Genomic DNA, 15,723 nt, shown 5'->3' on the forward strand with positions numbered 1-15,723 from the left:
GAGGGCACGCCGCTTGAAAGACATCCTGCATTTTTCACATGCGAACGGGTTTCCTGCATCGACATACCGGACGATCTTCGCCGAACTTTCCGACGACTTTGAGATTCGAGCCGTCGAACGGTTTGGTCACGATCCGCGTTTCCCCGTTACGCGCGACTGGCCGCATCTGGTGGATCAATTGCTTGAAGACATCGACGCCAGGCGCCCGGCCGACGTGAAAGTGTGGCTGGTCGGGCATTCGCTGGGCGGTTATCTCTCATTGATGGCGGCGCTCAAGCGGCCGCATTGGGTGAAAGGCGTCGTGATGCTGGATTCACCGGTGATCGCGGGCTGGCGCAGTAATTTACTGCGTTTATCGCAATTGACTGGGCTCGACACGCGGCTCTCGCCTGCCGCCGCCACTAAAAACCGGCGCACGCATTGGCCGAGCAGGGAAGACGCATGGCGTCACTTTCACGCGAAAGCCGCGTTCGCCCGCTGGGACGAGCGGATGCTGTCGGACTACATCGACTACGCGATACCGGCAGAAGCGGGCACTGGAGAGGGCATCGGTGCTATCAATGAGGCCGCCGGCATCAACCGCCAGCGCAAGCTCGCTTTCGATCGCGAGGTGGAATTCCGCATCTACAAGACCTTGCCGCGCACGCTGGGTGCGCGGGTCGCGCATGGCGTTCCGGTGCCGGTTGGATTCATTGCGGGAACGCATTCGAAGGAAGTCCGCCACGTCGGACTGGAGATGACGCGGCGTATCGTGGGCGGCCATTTCGAATGGATCGAGGGCAGTCATCTGTTTCCCATGGAACACCCGGTGGAAACAGCGCGCGCATTGCAGCGCACGCTTAATGGACTGCGGGCGTAACGGATCTCAAGGCAAATCCCGGCGAGACACCATTCAAACGCCCTTCAGCACGCCGATAAACACGCGATCGAAACCCGCCGCCCACGATAAATCGGCTCCCAACGCGCGTCCCTCCCGCTCTGGGTTATGGGACGCCTTTCGGGTATAATCCGTTTTTCCCGCGAGCACCTAGCGATGACCAAATATGTATTCGTCACCGGCGGCGTAGTGTCTTCCCTCGGCAAGGGTATTGCCGCCGCTTCCCTCGCAGCGATCCTCGAATCGCGCGGTCTGAAAGTCACCCTCTTAAAGCTCGATCCTTACATCAACGTCGACCCCGGCACGATGAGCCCGTTTCAGCACGGGGAAGTGTTCGTGACGGAAGACGGTGCGGAAACGGACCTCGACTTAGGCCATTACGAGCGCTTCATCAGCACGAAGATGCGCAAGGCCAATAACTTCACGACCGGTCAGATCTACGAGTCGGTGATCCGCAAGGAACGCCGGGGCGAATATCTCGGCAAGACGGTTCAGGTCATTCCGCATATCACTAACGAAATCCAGGCGTTCCTGCAACGCGGCGCGGCTGCGGCCACGTGCGGTGAGCCTGACGTGGCTATCGTGGAAATTGGCGGGACCGTGGGTGATATCGAATCGCTGCCGTTCCTCGAAGCCGCGCGCCAGATGAGCCTGCGCCTCGGCCGCAACAGCGCGTGTTTCGTGCACCTGACGCTTGTGCCGTATATCGCGACGGCCGGTGAGCTCAAGACGAAACCCACGCAGCATAGCGTGCAGAAGCTGCGCGAAATCGGCATCTCACCGCACGTGCTGCTGTGCCGCGCGGACCGTCCGATTCCGGGCGACGAACGCGCGAAGATCTCGTTGTTCTCCAATGTTCCGGAAGACGCAGTGATCTCGGTGTGGGACGTGGACAGCATCTACAAGATTCCGCAGATGCTGCACGACCAAGGCCTCGACAACATCATTTGCGAAGAGCTCAAGCTCACGGCGAAACCCGCCGACCTCAGCATGTGGGCCGGTCTCGTCCAGAAGCTTGAGAACCCGAAGAACGAAGTCACCATCGGCATGGTCGGCAAGTACGTGGAACTGACCGAGTCGTACAAGTCGCTGATCGAGGCGCTCAAGCACGCGTCCATTCATACGTCGACGAAGGTTAACATCGAGTACATCGATTCCGAGCAGATCGACACGGACGGCGTCGCCGCGCTGAAGCATCTCGACGCCGTGCTCGTGCCGGGTGGTTTCGGCGCGCGCGGAACAGAAGGCAAGATCAAGGCGATCAAATACGCACGTGAATCGAAGACACCGTACCTGGGCATCTGCCTTGGCATGCAACTGGCCGTGATCGAATTCGCTCGCGATGTCGCCGGTCTGGCCGATGCAAACAGCACTGAATTCGATTCATCGACGACCAACCCGGTTGTCGCGCTCATTACCGAATGGTATGACCGCGCGGGCCGCGTTGAAAAGCGCACGGAAGAATCGGATCTGGGCGGCACGATGCGCCTTGGTTCACAAAAATGTCCGATCAAGCCGGGCACCATGGCGGCGCGTATCTATGGTACGGATGTGAACGAGCGCCATCGGCACCGGTATGAAGTGAACAACCGTTTCGTGCCGCAACTCGAAGCGGGCGGACTGGTCATCAGCGCGCGCACGCCGAGCGAAGATCTGCCGGAAATGATGGAACTGCCTGAAGCCATGCATCCGTGGTTCGTCGGCGTGCAGTTCCACCCGGAATTTACGTCGTCACCGCGCGATGGTCATCCGCTGTTCAAGGAATTTGTTGAAGCGGCACGCGCGCATCATCTGGCGCTGAAGGCGAACGGCGTGGCGAGCATTGCTGCTGAACACGCGCCCGCACCGGCCGTGGCGGTTACTGTCGGAGCGCAAGCATGAAGCTGTGTGATTTCGAAGTCGGTCTCGACCAGCCGTTTTTCCTGATCGCGGGCACGTGTGTGGTCGAGTCGGAGCAAATGACCATCGACGTCGCCGGCCGTCTCAAGGAAATCTGCGCGAAAGTGGGCGTCCCGTTCATCTATAAATCGTCGTACGACAAGGCCAATCGCAGTTCCGGCAAGTCGTTCCGCGGTCTTGGCATGGACGAAGGCCTGCGAATTCTCGGCGAAGTGAAAAAGCAACTCGGCCTGCCCGTCCTCACCGACGTTCATTCGGAGCATGAGATTGAAGCGGTCGCGTCGGTCGTGGACGTGCTTCAAACGCCCGCGTTCCTGTGCCGCCAGACTGATTTTATCCACGCATGCGCGCGTTCGGGAAAGCCGGTCAACATCAAGAAGGGCCAGTTTCTCGCGCCGCACGACATGAAGAACGTCATCGACAAAGCCCGCGACGCCGCGCGCGAAGCCGGTTTGTCCGACGACCGTTTCATGGCGTGCGAGCGTGGCGTTTCGTTTGGTTATAACAATCTGGTTTCCGACATGCGCTCGCTCGCGATCATGCGCGAAACCAATGCACCCGTCGTCTTCGATGCCACGCATTCGGTCCAGTTGCCGGGCGGGCAGGGCACGAGTTCTGGCGGCCAGCGCGAGTTCGTCCCGGTGCTGGCGCGTGCTGCTATTGCAACAGGCGTTGCGGGCGTGTTCATGGAGACGCATCCGGACCCGGCGAACGCGAAGTCCGACGGGCCGAACGCCGTACCGCTGCACAGAATGGAAGCACTGCTGGAGACACTCGTCGCGTTGGACCGGGCCGTGAAGAGCGGACCGTTTCTCGAGAACGATTTCAGTTAAGGACGCTGCGGGCGCCGCGTGTATTTCAACGCGTGCACTCGCGCAAGCATCCACATCAGCCTCGCACCGGTGGGGAGCGTCATGAAGAAGATGACGTCTTCATGAACGCGAATCCTACTGACCCCGATAAATTCGCCACGTTTGAACCGTTGTCATTGCAGGCGATGAAGCATACGGTGGTAAGTTTCTGTTGCGTGGAGGAAGGAGCGAGGCGTTAGAGGGATCAATTCGCCCGCTCCCGGCCGTACTCAAGTTCGTTGACGACCGTACGGCCACAAATGGAATCACTCCGCTCAATACGAAGCGGCGCGCCACGTGCGAACGGGCGCAGCAGAATTGAACATGATGGTCGTAGAAGGCCTCTGAAGCCAAGCGCTCGCGCATTGGCGAGATGTTAAACACCGACCTGCTGTCTGACCTGATTCACCGTCATTTCTTGAGGAAACCATGAGTGCTATCGTAGATATCATCGGTCGCGAGATTCTCGACTCGCGAGGCAATCCCACCGTCGAATGTGACGTCCTGCTGGAATCCGGCACGATGGGCCGCGCTGCCGTGCCCTCGGGCGCTTCCACCGGATCGCGCGAAGCGATCGAATTGCGTGACGGCGAAGCCGGCCGCTACGGCGGCAAGGGCGTGTTGAAGGCAGTCGAACACATCAATACCGAAATCTCCGAAGCCATCATGGGTCTTGATGCATCGGAACAAGCTTTCCTCGACAAAACCCTGCTCGAACTCGACGGCACCGACAACAAGTCGCGCCTCGGCGCAAACGCCATGCTGGCTGTTTCCATGGCCGTGGCGAAGGCTGCAGCCGAAGAAGCCGGCCTGCCGCTGTACCGTTACTTCGGCGGCTCGGGCGCCATGCAATTGCCCGTTCCCATGATGAACATCGTGAACGGCGGCGCGCACGCGAACAACAGCCTGGACATCCAGGAGTTCATGATTGTCCCGGTCAGCCAGCCGACCTTCCGCGAAGCATTGCGCTGCGGCGCTGAAGTGTTTCACGCGCTGAAGAAGATCCTGAGCGATCGCGGCATGAGCACGGCGGTGGGTGACGAAGGCGGTTTCGCACCGAACTTCGGCAGCAACGACGAGTGCCTGTCGACCATCGTCCAGGCAATCGAGAAGGCCGGTTATCGCGCGGGCGAAGACGTTTTGCTGGCCCTGGACTGCGCCGCCAGCGAGTTCTACCACGACGGTAAATATCAGCTCGCGGGTGAGGGTTTGCAGTTGTCGTCGGCGGAATTCACGGACTATCTCGCTACGCTCGCCGATAAATTCCCGATCGTTTCGATCGAAGACGGCATGCACGAAAGCGACTGGGACGGCTGGAAGATCCTCACCGATAAACTCGGCAAGAAGATCCAGCTCGTAGGCGACGATCTGTTCGTGACGAACACGCGCATCCTGAAGGAAGGCATCGACAAGGGCATCGCCAACTCGATCCTGATCAAGATCAACCAGATCGGCACGCTGACGGAAACTTTTGCGGCAATCGAAATGGCGAAGCGCGCGGGTTACACTGCGGTCATCTCGCATCGTTCGGGCGAAACGGAAGATTCGACGATTGCGGATATCGCGGTCGGCCTGAACGCCGGCCAGATCAAGACGGGTTCGTTGTCGCGTAGCGACCGGGTCTCGAAGTACAACCAGTTGCTGCGCATTGAAGAAGATCTCGGCGATATCGCCAGCTATCCGGGTAAGTCGGCGTTTTACAATCTGCGCTAAAGCTTCGGGCGGATTGGACGTTAGTTAGTCCGGACGGCCCGTTGATTTATCCAGTCCGCTGCTTCGAGTTCTCCTGAATCCGAGGCAGCGCCAAATTTTGTTGAAGTGTTAGCGTTTTCCTCGCCTCTTAAATGCGGATTGTCACCTTTGTTCTGATCCTGCTGCTGGCGATGATCCAGTATCCACTGTGGTGGGGACACGGCGGCTGGTTACGTGTCCACGAACTGCAGCAGCAACTAGTCAACCAGACAAAGAAGAACGCCGACCTGAAACTGCGCAACGAACGCGTGCAGGGAGAGGTGGCGGACTTGCAGAACGGTACATCGGCCGTTGAAGAACGCGCGCGTTACGAAATGGGCATGATGAAGGACAGCGAGGTGTTCGTTCAGTTCGTCTCGCCGAATTCACCGGCTCCTGCCAACTCGGTGAATGCGCAATCGAGTGCTTCCACGCGCGGGCAAGTGTCCGCCGCGCCGTTGCGGGTAGTGCCCAATCCGGTGTCGCGTTCGAAAGAAGAGCGCCGGGCGTTCGAACGGCAAGCGACGAAGGACAAGATGGACGCGGCCAAGAAGAAGCCGGGCGGTTAGCGCGCTGCTCGTCAATCGAAACAACGGATGTAAAAAAGCTGTTTCAACGTGAGTTGAAACAGCTTTTTTTGTTGGCGCCGCCGCGTTGCAGCTAACCACGCGCGCCCGAGGCGCTACCAATAATATCCCGGGTATCCGTAGCCGAAACCCGTTCCCCATCGGTTACCCCAGCCGCCGCTTGAATATCCGCCGTACACGGTGACAGGCGCGCGATAGTACTGTGAATAAGCCTGCGCTGCTGCTTCGGCTGCCATTGCCTGCTGCTGTTCAGCCAGCACTTGCCGATCGATCTGGTTGTAGCGCTGCTGCTCGGCCTGCGAAAGCGGCTGCGCCGCCTGGTTCTGCGCGGCCGGCAAGCGGCTGTAAATGGGCGAAGGTCCAGGCGGATCCATCATGCAGCCGCCGAGCGCGAGCAACGCCGCGCCGAACAGCGCCACAGCCAGTTTCTTCGATGCACATTCCAAGGAATTCATTTCGACCTCCAGCAGGCCGGACGCTTAGCGGAACCGAATCATGACATGCCGCAACGCGCCAAAGGTCGATCCTGCGACGTCTTGTTACAGAGCCATAAAGACGGCGCGAACTCAATGCCGTTGATCCGGAGCCGGACTTACGCCTTGTGAAATTTCTCCGGCCACAAAAAGTTGCGCCACGTCCACCGGATCGAATTCGTAGCGCTGGTTACAGAACTCGCAGTGCACTTCCACGCTGCCACGTTCTTCAACCACGCTGTCCACTTCGCCACGCCCCAGCATCTTGAGCATGCCGCCCACCTTTTCACGCGAACACGTGCATTCGAAACGCGCTTGCGCCGGTTCAAAATGCTGCACGTTTTCCTGCCAGAAGAGCCGCTTGAAAACCACTTCCGGCTCTTCCTTCAGCAACTCTTCGTTCGACAGCGTGCCGCCGAGATGGCACACGCGCTGCCACGTATCGGCGTCGTGTTCGCCCGGATGCGGAACGATGCCGCCATCGCCAGGGAGCTTTTGCAGCAGCATGCCCACGGCGCGCTCGGTGTTCGCGGCGAGCCACATGCGCGTGTCGAGTTGCTCGGAGTGATGCATGTAGTGTTCAAGCACTTCCGCCATCGACGCCAGCGGCCCGTGCTCGCCGCTCAAGGGCACGATGCCCTGGTACGCCTGCTGCCCGGGCTTCTTGTCGCGCGGATCCAGCGTGATCACGCAACGGCCCTGGCCGTTGCGGTTGAGCAGGTCGGGAAGCGTCATGTCATCGGTGATGGGCACGGGCGCTTCGCTCGCGCCTTCAATAGACTCGGCCAACTTCGCGGTTGCCCGCAACGACAAATCCGAATTGCACTGCACGACAAGCATGGTCACCGGCCCGTCGCCGTAGATCTGCATGATGAGCGTGCCGTCGAACTTGAGATTGGCCGACAGCAGGGCACACGCAGCCATCATTTCGCCGAGCACGTTGCGCACGGGCGTGGGGTACGAGCGGCGCGTGAGCACCTCCTGCCAGGTATCGCGCAGCGAGACAATCTCGCCACGCACCGGCGCGGCGTTGAACATGAATTTTTGAAGCTGGTCGTTAACCACGCTTGGGTCCTTTGATCGATGGCGTCATGCGTGCCGGCCGGCGTTCAGCCGATCCGCACGAGTTGCGCCTTGTAAAATTCGCGGCGGTCCGCGTAACCACGCGTGCCCGCCTGCATCTGGGCAATATCGGCTTCCGTAAGCTCGCGCACGGCTTTCGCGGGTGCGCCGAGGATCAGGGTGTTATCGGGGAAGGTTTTACCTTCGGTGACTACGGCGCCCGCGCCAACCAGGCAATTGCGGCCGATTACCGCACCATTCAAGACCACGGCCTGAATTCCGATCAATGCACCTTCCTTGATCGTGCAGCCGTGCAGCATGGCTTGATGGCCGATGGTCACGTTGGCTTCAATCGTCAGCGGAAAGCCCGGGTCGGTATGCAGCACCGCGCCTTCCTGGATATTGCTGCCCCGGCCGAGCACGATGGGCTCGTTGTCGCCGCGCAGGGCGGCGCCGAACCAGACGCTCGAGTTTTCTTCCAGGGTCACACGGCCGATGATGGTCGCCGTATCAGCGACAAAGACGCTTTCGTGGATGGTCGGGGCGGCATCGCCGAGCTTATAGATTGCCACTTTGTCTCCTGTGAGGCTTGATGTGAGCGATGAGCGCGGATTGGCCGACTGGCCTGGGGCGCCGGCGTGGCCGGCACAAATCGGATGAAATCGGATGAAATTTAAATCTCAGGCGACTTCAGGCGGCTTGGAACGATGCTATAGACTGCGGCCGGGGCGCGCCTCACGCCAAAAATCTTCCGCCGAAAGTGCTATTTTAGCCGGTTGCGCAAAAGCGGCGTGCGTGCCGCCTGTTTACCGCCTGATCGGCAGCTTCTGAACCGGGGATTTAAAACTGGCGTTTTTGGATCGGCCTGCGCGGGCGGCGGCGCGCCGGTGGTGTTGCCGATCAATCGTTACCGTATATAAGCACCGCATAAGTCACCCAAAGCATCTCTGGAATCATGCCCGAACAGCTCGATTATTCCGCGTCCAACAGCGTGCGTCCGACCGCGCTGGCGTTGCTCCGGGAACGCGATCCCGTCACCAAGGCGAGCGCTGTCCAGCAGTTCTATGAGCGTTTGCTTTTCGGGGACACCATCCTCGACACCGCCGCCCACATTTCCGATCCGCTCGATCTTCCCGGCCGCCCGGCGACGCCGGAACTGGTCGCGCCGTCATCGCTGAAACGCCGCAGCATGCAGTCGGACGCGGGGCGCGCGGTGTTGCTGCACGCGCTGGCGCATATCGAATTCAACGCGATCAACCTGGCGCTCGATGCTGTCTGGCGTTTCCCTTCAATGCCCGACGCGTTTTATCGCGACTGGTTCAAGGTCGCCGCCGAGGAGTCGCGCCACTTTTCGTTGCTGAGCGCGCGTCTGGCGGAGTTCGGCCATCAGTACGGCGATTTCCCCGCGCACGACGGCCTTTGGGAGATGGCGGAACGCACGCGCGGCGACGTGCTTGCGCGCATGGCGCTCGTGCCGCGAACGCTGGAGGCGCGCGGGCTGGACGCTTCTCCACCGATCCGCCGCCGCCTCGCTCAAGCGGGCGACCACGCATCGGCGGCCATTCTCGACGTGATTCTCCACGATGAAATCGGCCACGTGCTGATCGGCAATCACTGGTTCCGGCACCTGTGCAGCGAGTCCGGGGCAGATCCGCACGCCACCTACGCGCAACTTGCCGAGCAATATCACGCCCCCAAACTTCGCGGTCCGTTCAACTTCGAAGCACGTCGCGATGCCGGTTTCGACGAAGCCGAGTTACGTGCGCTGGCGGGTCTGGATGACATCGATTCCACTCAAACGGCCCCGATTCCCCGATGACCCCTCTCAAAACGCCCGTTTCCGAATTCATCACCACGCGCGGCACGCGACTGCACGTGCGCCGATGGGGATCGCCCGACGCGCCCACGCTGTTCATGCTGCATGGCTGGATGGATATTTCGGCGTCGTTTCAATTCGTTGTCGATGCGCTGGCGGCCGACTGGCAGGTGATCGCGCCCGATGCCCGTGGTTTTGGGCTGTCGGACTGGCCGGTCGCGCAAGGAAAGTGCGGCCATTACTGGTTCCAGGACTATCTGGCGGATCTGGATGCGTTGCTCGACCATTACGCGCCTGCGTCGCTGCGAGGGGAGCCGGTGAACCTGGTCGGCCACAGCATGGGCGCGAACGTCGTCTGCCTGTACGCGGGCGTGCGGCCGGAACGGGTGCGGCGCGTGGTCGATCTCGAAGGGTTTGGCATGCCGGCCACCAAGGCGGAGCGTTCGCCCGGGCGGCTCGCGCAATGGCTGGACGATTTGCGCTCGCCGCCAACGCTCAACACCTACGCCACGCTCGATGATGTCGCCCAGCGGCTGATCCGCACGAATTCGCGTCTGCCACTGGCGAAAGCGCGCTTCCTGGCCCAACACTGGGCCAGGCCCGACGATACCGGCCGTTTCCATCTGCTGGCCGATCCGGCGCACAAAATGCGTGGGCCATTGCTGTATCGGCTGGACGAGGTGATGGCCGTCTGGTCGAAGGTTCTGGCGAAAGTCCTGCACGTCGAGGCGCTCGCTTCGCCGACCCTCGCGATGATCGCCGGCGATGTTCCAATCGACGAATTCAAGCAGCGTTTCAAGGCGTTTGGCGACTGGCGCGAGGAGGTCGTCGATCACGCCGGCCATATGCTTCATCACGATCAGCCGGAGCGCGTGGCGGCGCTGATCGAGACGTTTTGCGCTTGAAGCCGGCCGTGCTGGATTGTGTAATCGAACGATCGGTCAGCCCCATAAACCGTTTGACGCGTTGCAGTAGAATGGGAAGTAACTCCCAGAGCTTCCATGATGAACGCCGATCTGCATTGCCATTCCACCGTTTCTGACGGCCAGCTCGCTCCGGCCGAGGTCGCCGCGCGCGCTCATGCGGGCGGTGTGACGCTGTGGGCGCTCACTGACCACGACCAGCTTGGCGGCCAGCGCGAGGCGCGGGAAGCGGCGCAAGCGCTCGGTATGGGGTATCTGGGTGGCGTGGAGATTTCAGTGACGTGGGCGGGGCGTACGGTGCATATCGTCGGGCTGAACGTGGATGCTGAAAACCAGGCGCTGATCGACGGCCTGGCAGCCACGCGCAGCGGCCGTCAGGCGCGCGGCGAAGCCATCGGAGAGGCGCTGGCCGGCATCGGCATCCCGAACGCCTACGAGGGCGCGCTGCACTACGTGAACGATCCGGCCATGATCTCGCGCACGCATTTCGCGCGCTTCCTGGTTGAAAAGGGTTACGCGGAATCGACCTCGGACGTGTTCTCGAAATATCTCGGTGACGGCAAGCCGGGTTATGTCGGCCATCGCTGGTCCAAACTCGCGGACGCCATGAAATGGATCAAGGCGGCGGGCGGCGAGGCGGTGATCGCGCATCCCGGGCGTTACGATTTCTCGCCGGTCGAATTCGCCGCGTTCTTCGATGAATTCATCCAGCACGGCGGCCGTGCGATTGAAGTCGTGACTGGCAGCCACACGCCGGACCAGTATCGCGAATATGCGGAAGTTGCCCGCCGGTATGGCTTTCTCGCATCGCGCGGCTCGGATTTTCATGCGGCGGGCGAGGGGCGCATCGACCTTGGAGCACTGCCGCCGCTTCCCGCCGATCTCAAGCCCGTCTGGGAGTGCCTGGTCTAAAGGTGGACCGCGCCGGCTCATAGCCGGGCTACCGTTGAAGCGTTTGGTTGAATCTGCTAAACGCTGCGCACGATCCTTGCATCCACCCGCTTCTGTCTGTCGCGCAACCGCGTGCATTTGCGGGTATTCTCGCGTGTTCGCATGGGGCGGCCCGGCGCCGGTTTGCAAGCAACCCCGGACAACCCACCTACGTCATCTGGTCATGTCTCAATTCTTTCGAATTCATCCTGACAATCCGCAGCCGCGCCTGATCAACCAGGCGGTGCAGATCATCAATGATGGCGGCATTGTCGCGTTGCCGACCGATTCCAGCTACGCGCTCGCGTGTCATCTCGACGATAAAAACGCCGTCGAACGCATCCGCCGGATTCGCGGGCTCGACGACAAGCAACTGCTGTCGCTGCTGGTGCGCGATTTATCGGAATTGTCGAATTTCGCGATCGTCGATAACCGCAACTATCGTCTGATTAAATCGGTGACTCCCGGTCCTTACGTGTTCGTGCTTCAGGCGACGAAAGAAGTGCCGCGGCGCCTGTCGCATCCGTCGCGAAAGACTATCGGCCTGCGTGTGCCGAATCACGCGATCACGCTCGCGTTGCTTGAAGCGCTGGGCCAGCCGCTGCTCGGCTCGACGCTGATCCTGCCGCCCGATACCCATCCGCTCAATGACGCCGAAGAGATTCGCCAGCGGCTGGAGAAACAAATCGACCTGGTCATCGACGCCGGCGCATGCGCGATGGAACCTTCCACGGTCATCGACCTGACCGGCGACGCGCCCGTGCTGGTGCGTCCAGGCCGTGGCAGTCTGGAACCATTTGGCCTTACTGCCGAAAGCGCCTGAAAACCCCGCACGATGACACAATAGACAGTGACGCTACGTTCGGGTGAATAACCCCGGACGCAAACTCACTGTCTCGACGCTCGCGCCCCATTGCCCTGGGCGAACGCCAAACCGTCCGCCAACGAGTGGCGCCACAACTGCTTGATACAATAGCGAGCTATGGATTCCTCCCTGATACAAACTATCGCGGTCTACGCGCTCCCGGTGATCTTCGCGATCACGCTGCATGAGGCCGCTCACGGCTATGCGGCACGTCTGCTGGGTGACAACACGGCTTACGTGCTTGGCCGCGTGTCGCTCAATCCAATGCGCCACATCGACCCTGTCGGCACGCTTGCTATTCCGCTGATCCTTTATTTCGCCACCAGCGGCGCATTCATGTTCGGTTATGCGAAGCCCGTGCCCGTGGCGTTCGGAAACCTGCGCAATCCACGCTGGGGCAGCTTGTGGGTCGCGGCGGCAGGACCGGCGAGCAATTTCGTCCAGGCGCTCATCTGGGGCGTGGTCGCGGTGCTGCTGGCGTCGTTCAATGTCAGTGAGCCGTTTTTTACGCGCATGGCTGCGGCCGGCGTTGGCGTGAACCTCGTGCTCGGCGTGCTCAACCTGTTTCCGTTGCCGCCGCTCGATGGTGGACGTGTGCTGATGGCGCTGCTGCCTGTGCGCGCATCGATCATGCTGTCGCGGCTCGAACCTTTCGGTTTTTTCATCGTGATGGCACTAGTCATGACCGGTACCTTGACGCGTTTTTGGCTCGGGCCGCTGGTGAGCGCCGGGTATGTCGCGGTGTCGGCCGTCCTGAATCCCCTTGCCTCGCTTTTACAATAAATCCATGTTCCCTGACCGTATCTTCTCCGGCATGCGGCCGACCGGCTCGCTGCATCTAGGCCACTATCACGGCGTGCTCAAGAACTGGGTGCGGCTGCAGTCCGAGTACCCGTGCTTTTTCGCGGTCGTCGACTGGCATGCGCTGACGACCCACTACGAAACGCCTGAAGTCATCGAGAAGAACGTCTGGGAAGTGCTGATCGACTGGCTCGCGTCCGGCATCGATCCGGCGCAGGCCACGCTTTTTATCCAGAGCCGCGTGCCAGAACACGCCGAGCTTGCGCTGCTGCTCGGCATGAGCACGCCGCTCGGCTGGCTCGAACGCGTGCCGACCTACAAAGAGCAGATCGAGAAGCTGAAGGAAAAGGACCTGACCACGTACGGTTTTCTCGGTTACCCGGTGCTGATGGCCGCCGACATCCTGCTGTATCGCGGGTCGCTCGTCCCGGTCGGCGAAGACCAGGTGCCGCACGTGGAGATGACGCGCGAGATCGCGCGGCGCTTTAATTATCTGTACGGGCGTGAGGCGGATTTCGAAGAGAAAGCGCTCGATGCCGCGAAGAAACTCGGTGGCAAACGCGCGAAGCTTTATCACGAGTTGCGAGTCGCGTATCAGCAGGAAGGCAATGACGAGGCGCTTGAAAAAGCGCGGGCGATGTTGCAGGAATCGCAGAGCCTGTCGATGGCCGATCGCGAACGGCTGTTCGGATACCTGGAAGGCGCGCGCAAGATCATTCTGGTCGAGCCCCAGGCGCTGTTGACGGAAGCCTCGCGCATGCCGGGACTCGATGGCGCGAAGATGTCGAAGTCGTATGGCAACACCATCGGCTTGCGTGAAGACGCCGAGACCATCACGAAGAAAGTGCGCACCATGCCGACCGATCCGGCGCGGGTTCGCCGCACCGATCCCGGCGATCCGGACAAATGCCCGGTGTGGCAACTGCATCAGGTCTATACCGACGAAACCACACACAAGTGGGTGCAGACGAACTGCCGCAGCGCGGGAATCGGTTGCCTTGAATGCAAGCAGCCGGTGATCGAAGGCATCTTGCACGAGCAGCAACCCATGCTGGAACGCGCGCAGAAATACATGGACGATCCGTCGCTGTTGCGCGCAATCGTGGCCGACGGTTGCGACAAGGCGCGCAAGTTCGCGGTCGAGACCATGCGCGACGTTCGCGACGCAATGGGTCTCTCATACAACTGATGTAACTGATGACGCACGATGTCAGCGCCTGAACAGTCATCCACGGCGCCTACGCCTCCCACGCCACCGACCACGGCCAGTGCATGGATGGAACAATGGTCGCATCTGGTGGAGCCGCGCGGTGCTGTGCTCGATGTCGCGTCGGGCAATGGCCGTCACGCGCGTTATTTCGCGTCGCGCGGGCATCCGGTGCTGGCGCTGGACCGTGACGAAACCGCTTTGGCGAGTCTCGCCGGCGTGCAGCATGTCGCGACGCGTTGCGCCGATCTGGAAAACGCAAGCTGGCCACTACGCGCCGACGAGAAATTTGCCGCGGTCGTCGTAACGAATTACCTGCACCGGCCCCTGTTCCCCTATTTATTCGATGCCCTCGCGCCTGGCGGCGTGCTGCTCTACGAGACCTTCGCTGCGGGCAACGAACGTTTTGGCAAGCCTTCGAACCCGAACTTCCTGCTCAATCCCGGCGAACTGCTCGACGCCGTGCGGGGCAGGTTACGGGTCATCGCTTATCAGGATGGTTTTATCAACGTGCCGCGCGCATCCTGCGTGCAGCGCATCGTCGCTGCCGCCCCGTTGCGGCCCACGCCAACCGGCCTTACGGAACGTAACAATGCGTCAGATCCCGTTCGTTACGTACTGCAGGGCTAATCCGCTACAATCGCGGTTTACCGACCAATTTCATAGCGTTTCATGACAAACGGAACACACGGCGGCATCCAGATCCGCGGCAGCATTCCTGCCATCGTCACCCCGATGCACGAGGACGGTAGTCTCGATCTGCCGGCGTTTCGAAAACTGATCGACTGGCATGTTGAAGAGGGCACGAACGGCCTCGTCGTGGTCGGCACCAGCGGCGAATCGGCCACGCTCTCAGTCGATGAACACATCCTGATGGTGAAAACCGCCGTCGAACATACGGCCAAGCGTTTTCCGATCATCGCTGGCGCGGGCGGCAACTCTACGTCCGAGGCGGTCGAGCTGGCGAAAGCCGCGAAGGAAGTCGGCGCCGACGCCACGCTGCAAGTCGTTCCTTATTACAACAAGCCGACGCAAGAAGGCATGTACCAGCACTTCCGCAAAATCGCGGAATCCGTCGACCTGCCCGTCATCCTGTATAACGTTCCGGGCCGGACCGTTGCCGACATGAACCACGACACCGTGCTGCGTCTCGCCGACGTTCCGGGCATCGTGGGCGTGAAAGAGGCTACGGGCAATATTGACCGTGCGGCGAACCTGATCAAGTACGCGCCGGCGCATTTTGCGATCTACAGCGGTGACGATCCGACCGCAATTGCATTGATGCTGCTCGGTGGCCACGGCAATATTTCGGTGACGGCGAACGTCGCGCCGAGAGCGATGAGCGAACTTTGCCGCGCGGCGCTTGCCGGCGACGCGATCACCGCGCGCAAGATTCACCTGAGCTTGTTGTCGCTGCACAAGCAGATGTTTTGCGAGTCGAATCCAATCCCCGCGAAGTGGGCGCTTGCTGCGCTCGGGCGGATGGAAGGTGGAATCCGCCTGCCACTGACGCCGCTCGACGCGCGCTATCACGACGTCGTTTGCGACGCGTTGCGCGAAACAGGACTTCTGGCCTGACGGCCGGCAGTGGGGTGCATTCAAACCATGCGCCCCGCTGCAATGCAGTGGTGTCGGCCTTACTACCGTTTGGCCAGCCAGCGAGTGTCATCAACCCGTCGTTCATCGACCCGTTTCCGGCTT

General features: G+C 61.0%; 16 protein-coding genes and 1 pseudogene. 14 read left to right on the plus strand and 3 right to left on the minus strand.

The genetic code is table 11. The features are described 5' to 3' along the window. Nucleotides 1–13: 13 nt before the first annotated feature. The 6 genes and pseudogenes from ACSOSP_RS00905 to ftsB all read left to right on the plus strand — a co-directional run bounded on the left by ACSOSP_RS00905 (nt 14) and on the right by ftsB (nt 5,927). Nucleotides 14–859 (plus strand): alpha/beta fold hydrolase, encoded by an 846-nt coding sequence (locus ACSOSP_RS00905; protein WP_455310790.1) that lies wholly within the window; start codon nt 14–16, stop codon nt 857–859. A 174-nt stretch (nt 860–1,033) separates the two neighbouring features. Next, nucleotides 1,034–2,758 carry a CTP synthase gene (locus ACSOSP_RS00910; protein WP_455309047.1) on the plus strand — a complete coding sequence of 575 codons (1,725 nt, stop codon included), beginning with the start codon at nt 1,034–1,036 and terminating at the stop codon, nt 2,756–2,758. Next, entirely contained in the window at nt 2,755–3,609 is an 855-nt protein-coding gene (gene kdsA, locus ACSOSP_RS00915; protein WP_455309049.1) for a 3-deoxy-8-phosphooctulonate synthase, read from the plus strand. Before ACSOSP_RS00910 ends, kdsA begins: the two co-directional genes overlap by 4 nt. A 285-nt stretch (nt 3,610–3,894) precedes the next feature. Beyond that, nucleotides 3,895–3,975 (plus strand): annotated as a pseudogene (locus ACSOSP_RS00920) (hypothetical protein); the annotation flags it as partial. A gap of 81 nt (nt 3,976–4,056) precedes the next feature. Continuing rightward, the gene (gene eno, locus ACSOSP_RS00925) at nt 4,057–5,340 is read left to right on the plus strand and encodes a phosphopyruvate hydratase (protein WP_031363913.1); all 1,284 of its coding nucleotides are present in this window, start codon (nt 4,057–4,059) and stop codon (nt 5,338–5,340) included. A gap of 131 nt (nt 5,341–5,471) precedes the next feature. After that, nucleotides 5,472–5,927, plus strand: a complete 456-nt coding sequence (gene ftsB, locus ACSOSP_RS00930) for a cell division protein FtsB (RefSeq protein WP_031363914.1) — start codon at nt 5,472–5,474, stop codon at nt 5,925–5,927. 113 nt (nt 5,928–6,040) lie between these two features. Here ftsB and ACSOSP_RS00935 read toward each other — a convergent pair whose 3' ends face one another. From ACSOSP_RS00935 to ACSOSP_RS00945, 3 genes are all read right to left on the minus strand, one after another. Beyond that, nucleotides 6,041–6,400 carry a hypothetical protein gene (locus ACSOSP_RS00935; protein WP_455309052.1) on the minus strand — a complete coding sequence of 120 codons (360 nt, stop codon included), beginning with the start codon at nt 6,398–6,400 and terminating at the stop codon, nt 6,041–6,043. Nucleotides 6,401–6,511: 111 nt separating this feature from the next. Next, a complete protein-coding gene (hslO, locus tag ACSOSP_RS00940) occupies nt 6,512–7,483 on the minus strand; it encodes an Hsp33 family molecular chaperone HslO (protein WP_268810844.1) in 972 nt (323 codons plus the stop codon). A gap of 44 nt (nt 7,484–7,527) precedes the next feature. After that, nucleotides 7,528–8,052: a gamma carbonic anhydrase family protein gene (locus ACSOSP_RS00945; protein ID WP_455309054.1), complete on the minus strand. Its 525-nt coding sequence runs from the start codon at nt 8,050–8,052 to the stop codon at nt 7,528–7,530. Between the two features lie 383 nt (nt 8,053–8,435). Between ACSOSP_RS00945 and ACSOSP_RS00950 the strand changes: the two genes are divergently transcribed. The 8 genes from ACSOSP_RS00950 to dapA all read left to right on the plus strand — a co-directional run bounded on the left by ACSOSP_RS00950 (nt 8,436) and on the right by dapA (nt 15,600). Further along, nucleotides 8,436–9,299: a ferritin-like domain-containing protein gene (locus ACSOSP_RS00950; protein WP_455309056.1), complete on the plus strand. Its 864-nt coding sequence runs from the start codon at nt 8,436–8,438 to the stop codon at nt 9,297–9,299. After that, nucleotides 9,296–10,201 carry an alpha/beta fold hydrolase gene (locus ACSOSP_RS00955; protein WP_455309057.1) on the plus strand — a complete coding sequence of 302 codons (906 nt, stop codon included), beginning with the start codon at nt 9,296–9,298 and terminating at the stop codon, nt 10,199–10,201. Before ACSOSP_RS00950 ends, ACSOSP_RS00955 begins: the two co-directional genes overlap by 4 nt. A 99-nt stretch (nt 10,202–10,300) precedes the next feature. Beyond that, on the plus strand, nt 10,301–11,131 hold the full coding sequence (locus ACSOSP_RS00960; RefSeq protein ID WP_455310791.1) for a 3',5'-nucleoside bisphosphate phosphatase: 831 nt from the start codon (nt 10,301–10,303) through the stop codon (nt 11,129–11,131). A 202-nt stretch (nt 11,132–11,333) separates the two neighbouring features. Then, nucleotides 11,334–11,972 carry an L-threonylcarbamoyladenylate synthase gene (locus tag ACSOSP_RS00965; RefSeq protein ID WP_455309058.1) on the plus strand — a complete coding sequence of 213 codons (639 nt, stop codon included), beginning with the start codon at nt 11,334–11,336 and terminating at the stop codon, nt 11,970–11,972. Nucleotides 11,973–12,131: 159 nt separating this feature from the next. Continuing rightward, complete coding sequence (locus ACSOSP_RS00970; RefSeq protein WP_455309060.1) at nt 12,132–12,797, plus strand: site-2 protease family protein; 666 nt, start codon at nt 12,132–12,134, stop codon at nt 12,795–12,797. A gap of 4 nt (nt 12,798–12,801) precedes the next feature. Continuing rightward, the gene (locus ACSOSP_RS00975; protein ID WP_455309062.1) at nt 12,802–14,004 is read left to right on the plus strand and encodes a tryptophan--tRNA ligase; all 1,203 of its coding nucleotides are present in this window, start codon (nt 12,802–12,804) and stop codon (nt 14,002–14,004) included. 18 nt (nt 14,005–14,022) lie between these two features. Further along, nucleotides 14,023–14,652, plus strand: coding sequence for a class I SAM-dependent methyltransferase (locus ACSOSP_RS00980; RefSeq protein ID WP_455309064.1), 630 nt, complete (start codon nt 14,023–14,025; stop codon nt 14,650–14,652). Nucleotides 14,653–14,694: 42 nt separating this feature from the next. Next, entirely contained in the window at nt 14,695–15,600 is a 906-nt protein-coding gene (gene dapA / locus ACSOSP_RS00985; protein WP_455309066.1) for a 4-hydroxy-tetrahydrodipicolinate synthase, read from the plus strand. Nucleotides 15,601–15,723: the final 123 nt, after the last annotated feature.

This window comes from Caballeronia sp. KNU42 (assembly GCF_053760385.1).

Excerpts from the sequence above, each read along its gene's own strand:
- ACSOSP_RS00910 (WP_455309047.1), top strand. The coding sequence starts at position 1,034 with ATGACCAAATATGTATTCGTCACCGGCGGCGTAGTGTCTTCCCTCGGC.
- kdsA (WP_455309049.1), top strand. The coding sequence starts at position 2,755 with ATGAAGCTGTGTGATTTCGAAGTCGGTCTCGACCAGCCGTTTTTCCTG.
- eno (WP_031363913.1), top strand. The coding sequence starts at position 4,057 with ATGAGTGCTATCGTAGATATCATCGGTCGCGAGATTCTCGACTCGCGA.
- ftsB (WP_031363914.1), top strand. The coding sequence starts at position 5,472 with ATGCGGATTGTCACCTTTGTTCTGATCCTGCTGCTGGCGATGATCCAG.
- ACSOSP_RS00935 (WP_455309052.1), bottom strand. The coding sequence starts at position 6,400 with ATGAATTCCTTGGAATGTGCATCGAAGAAACTGGCTGTGGCGCTGTTC.
- ACSOSP_RS00950 (WP_455309056.1), top strand. The coding sequence starts at position 8,436 with ATGCCCGAACAGCTCGATTATTCCGCGTCCAACAGCGTGCGTCCGACC.
- ACSOSP_RS00955 (WP_455309057.1), top strand. The coding sequence starts at position 9,296 with ATGACCCCTCTCAAAACGCCCGTTTCCGAATTCATCACCACGCGCGGC.
- ACSOSP_RS00960 (WP_455310791.1), top strand. The coding sequence starts at position 10,301 with ATGAACGCCGATCTGCATTGCCATTCCACCGTTTCTGACGGCCAGCTC.
- ACSOSP_RS00965 (WP_455309058.1), top strand. The coding sequence starts at position 11,334 with ATGTCTCAATTCTTTCGAATTCATCCTGACAATCCGCAGCCGCGCCTG.
- ACSOSP_RS00970 (WP_455309060.1), top strand. The coding sequence starts at position 12,132 with ATGGATTCCTCCCTGATACAAACTATCGCGGTCTACGCGCTCCCGGTG.
- ACSOSP_RS00975 (WP_455309062.1), top strand. The coding sequence starts at position 12,802 with ATGTTCCCTGACCGTATCTTCTCCGGCATGCGGCCGACCGGCTCGCTG.
- ACSOSP_RS00980 (WP_455309064.1), top strand. The coding sequence starts at position 14,023 with ATGTCAGCGCCTGAACAGTCATCCACGGCGCCTACGCCTCCCACGCCA.
- dapA (WP_455309066.1), top strand. The coding sequence starts at position 14,695 with ATGACAAACGGAACACACGGCGGCATCCAGATCCGCGGCAGCATTCCT.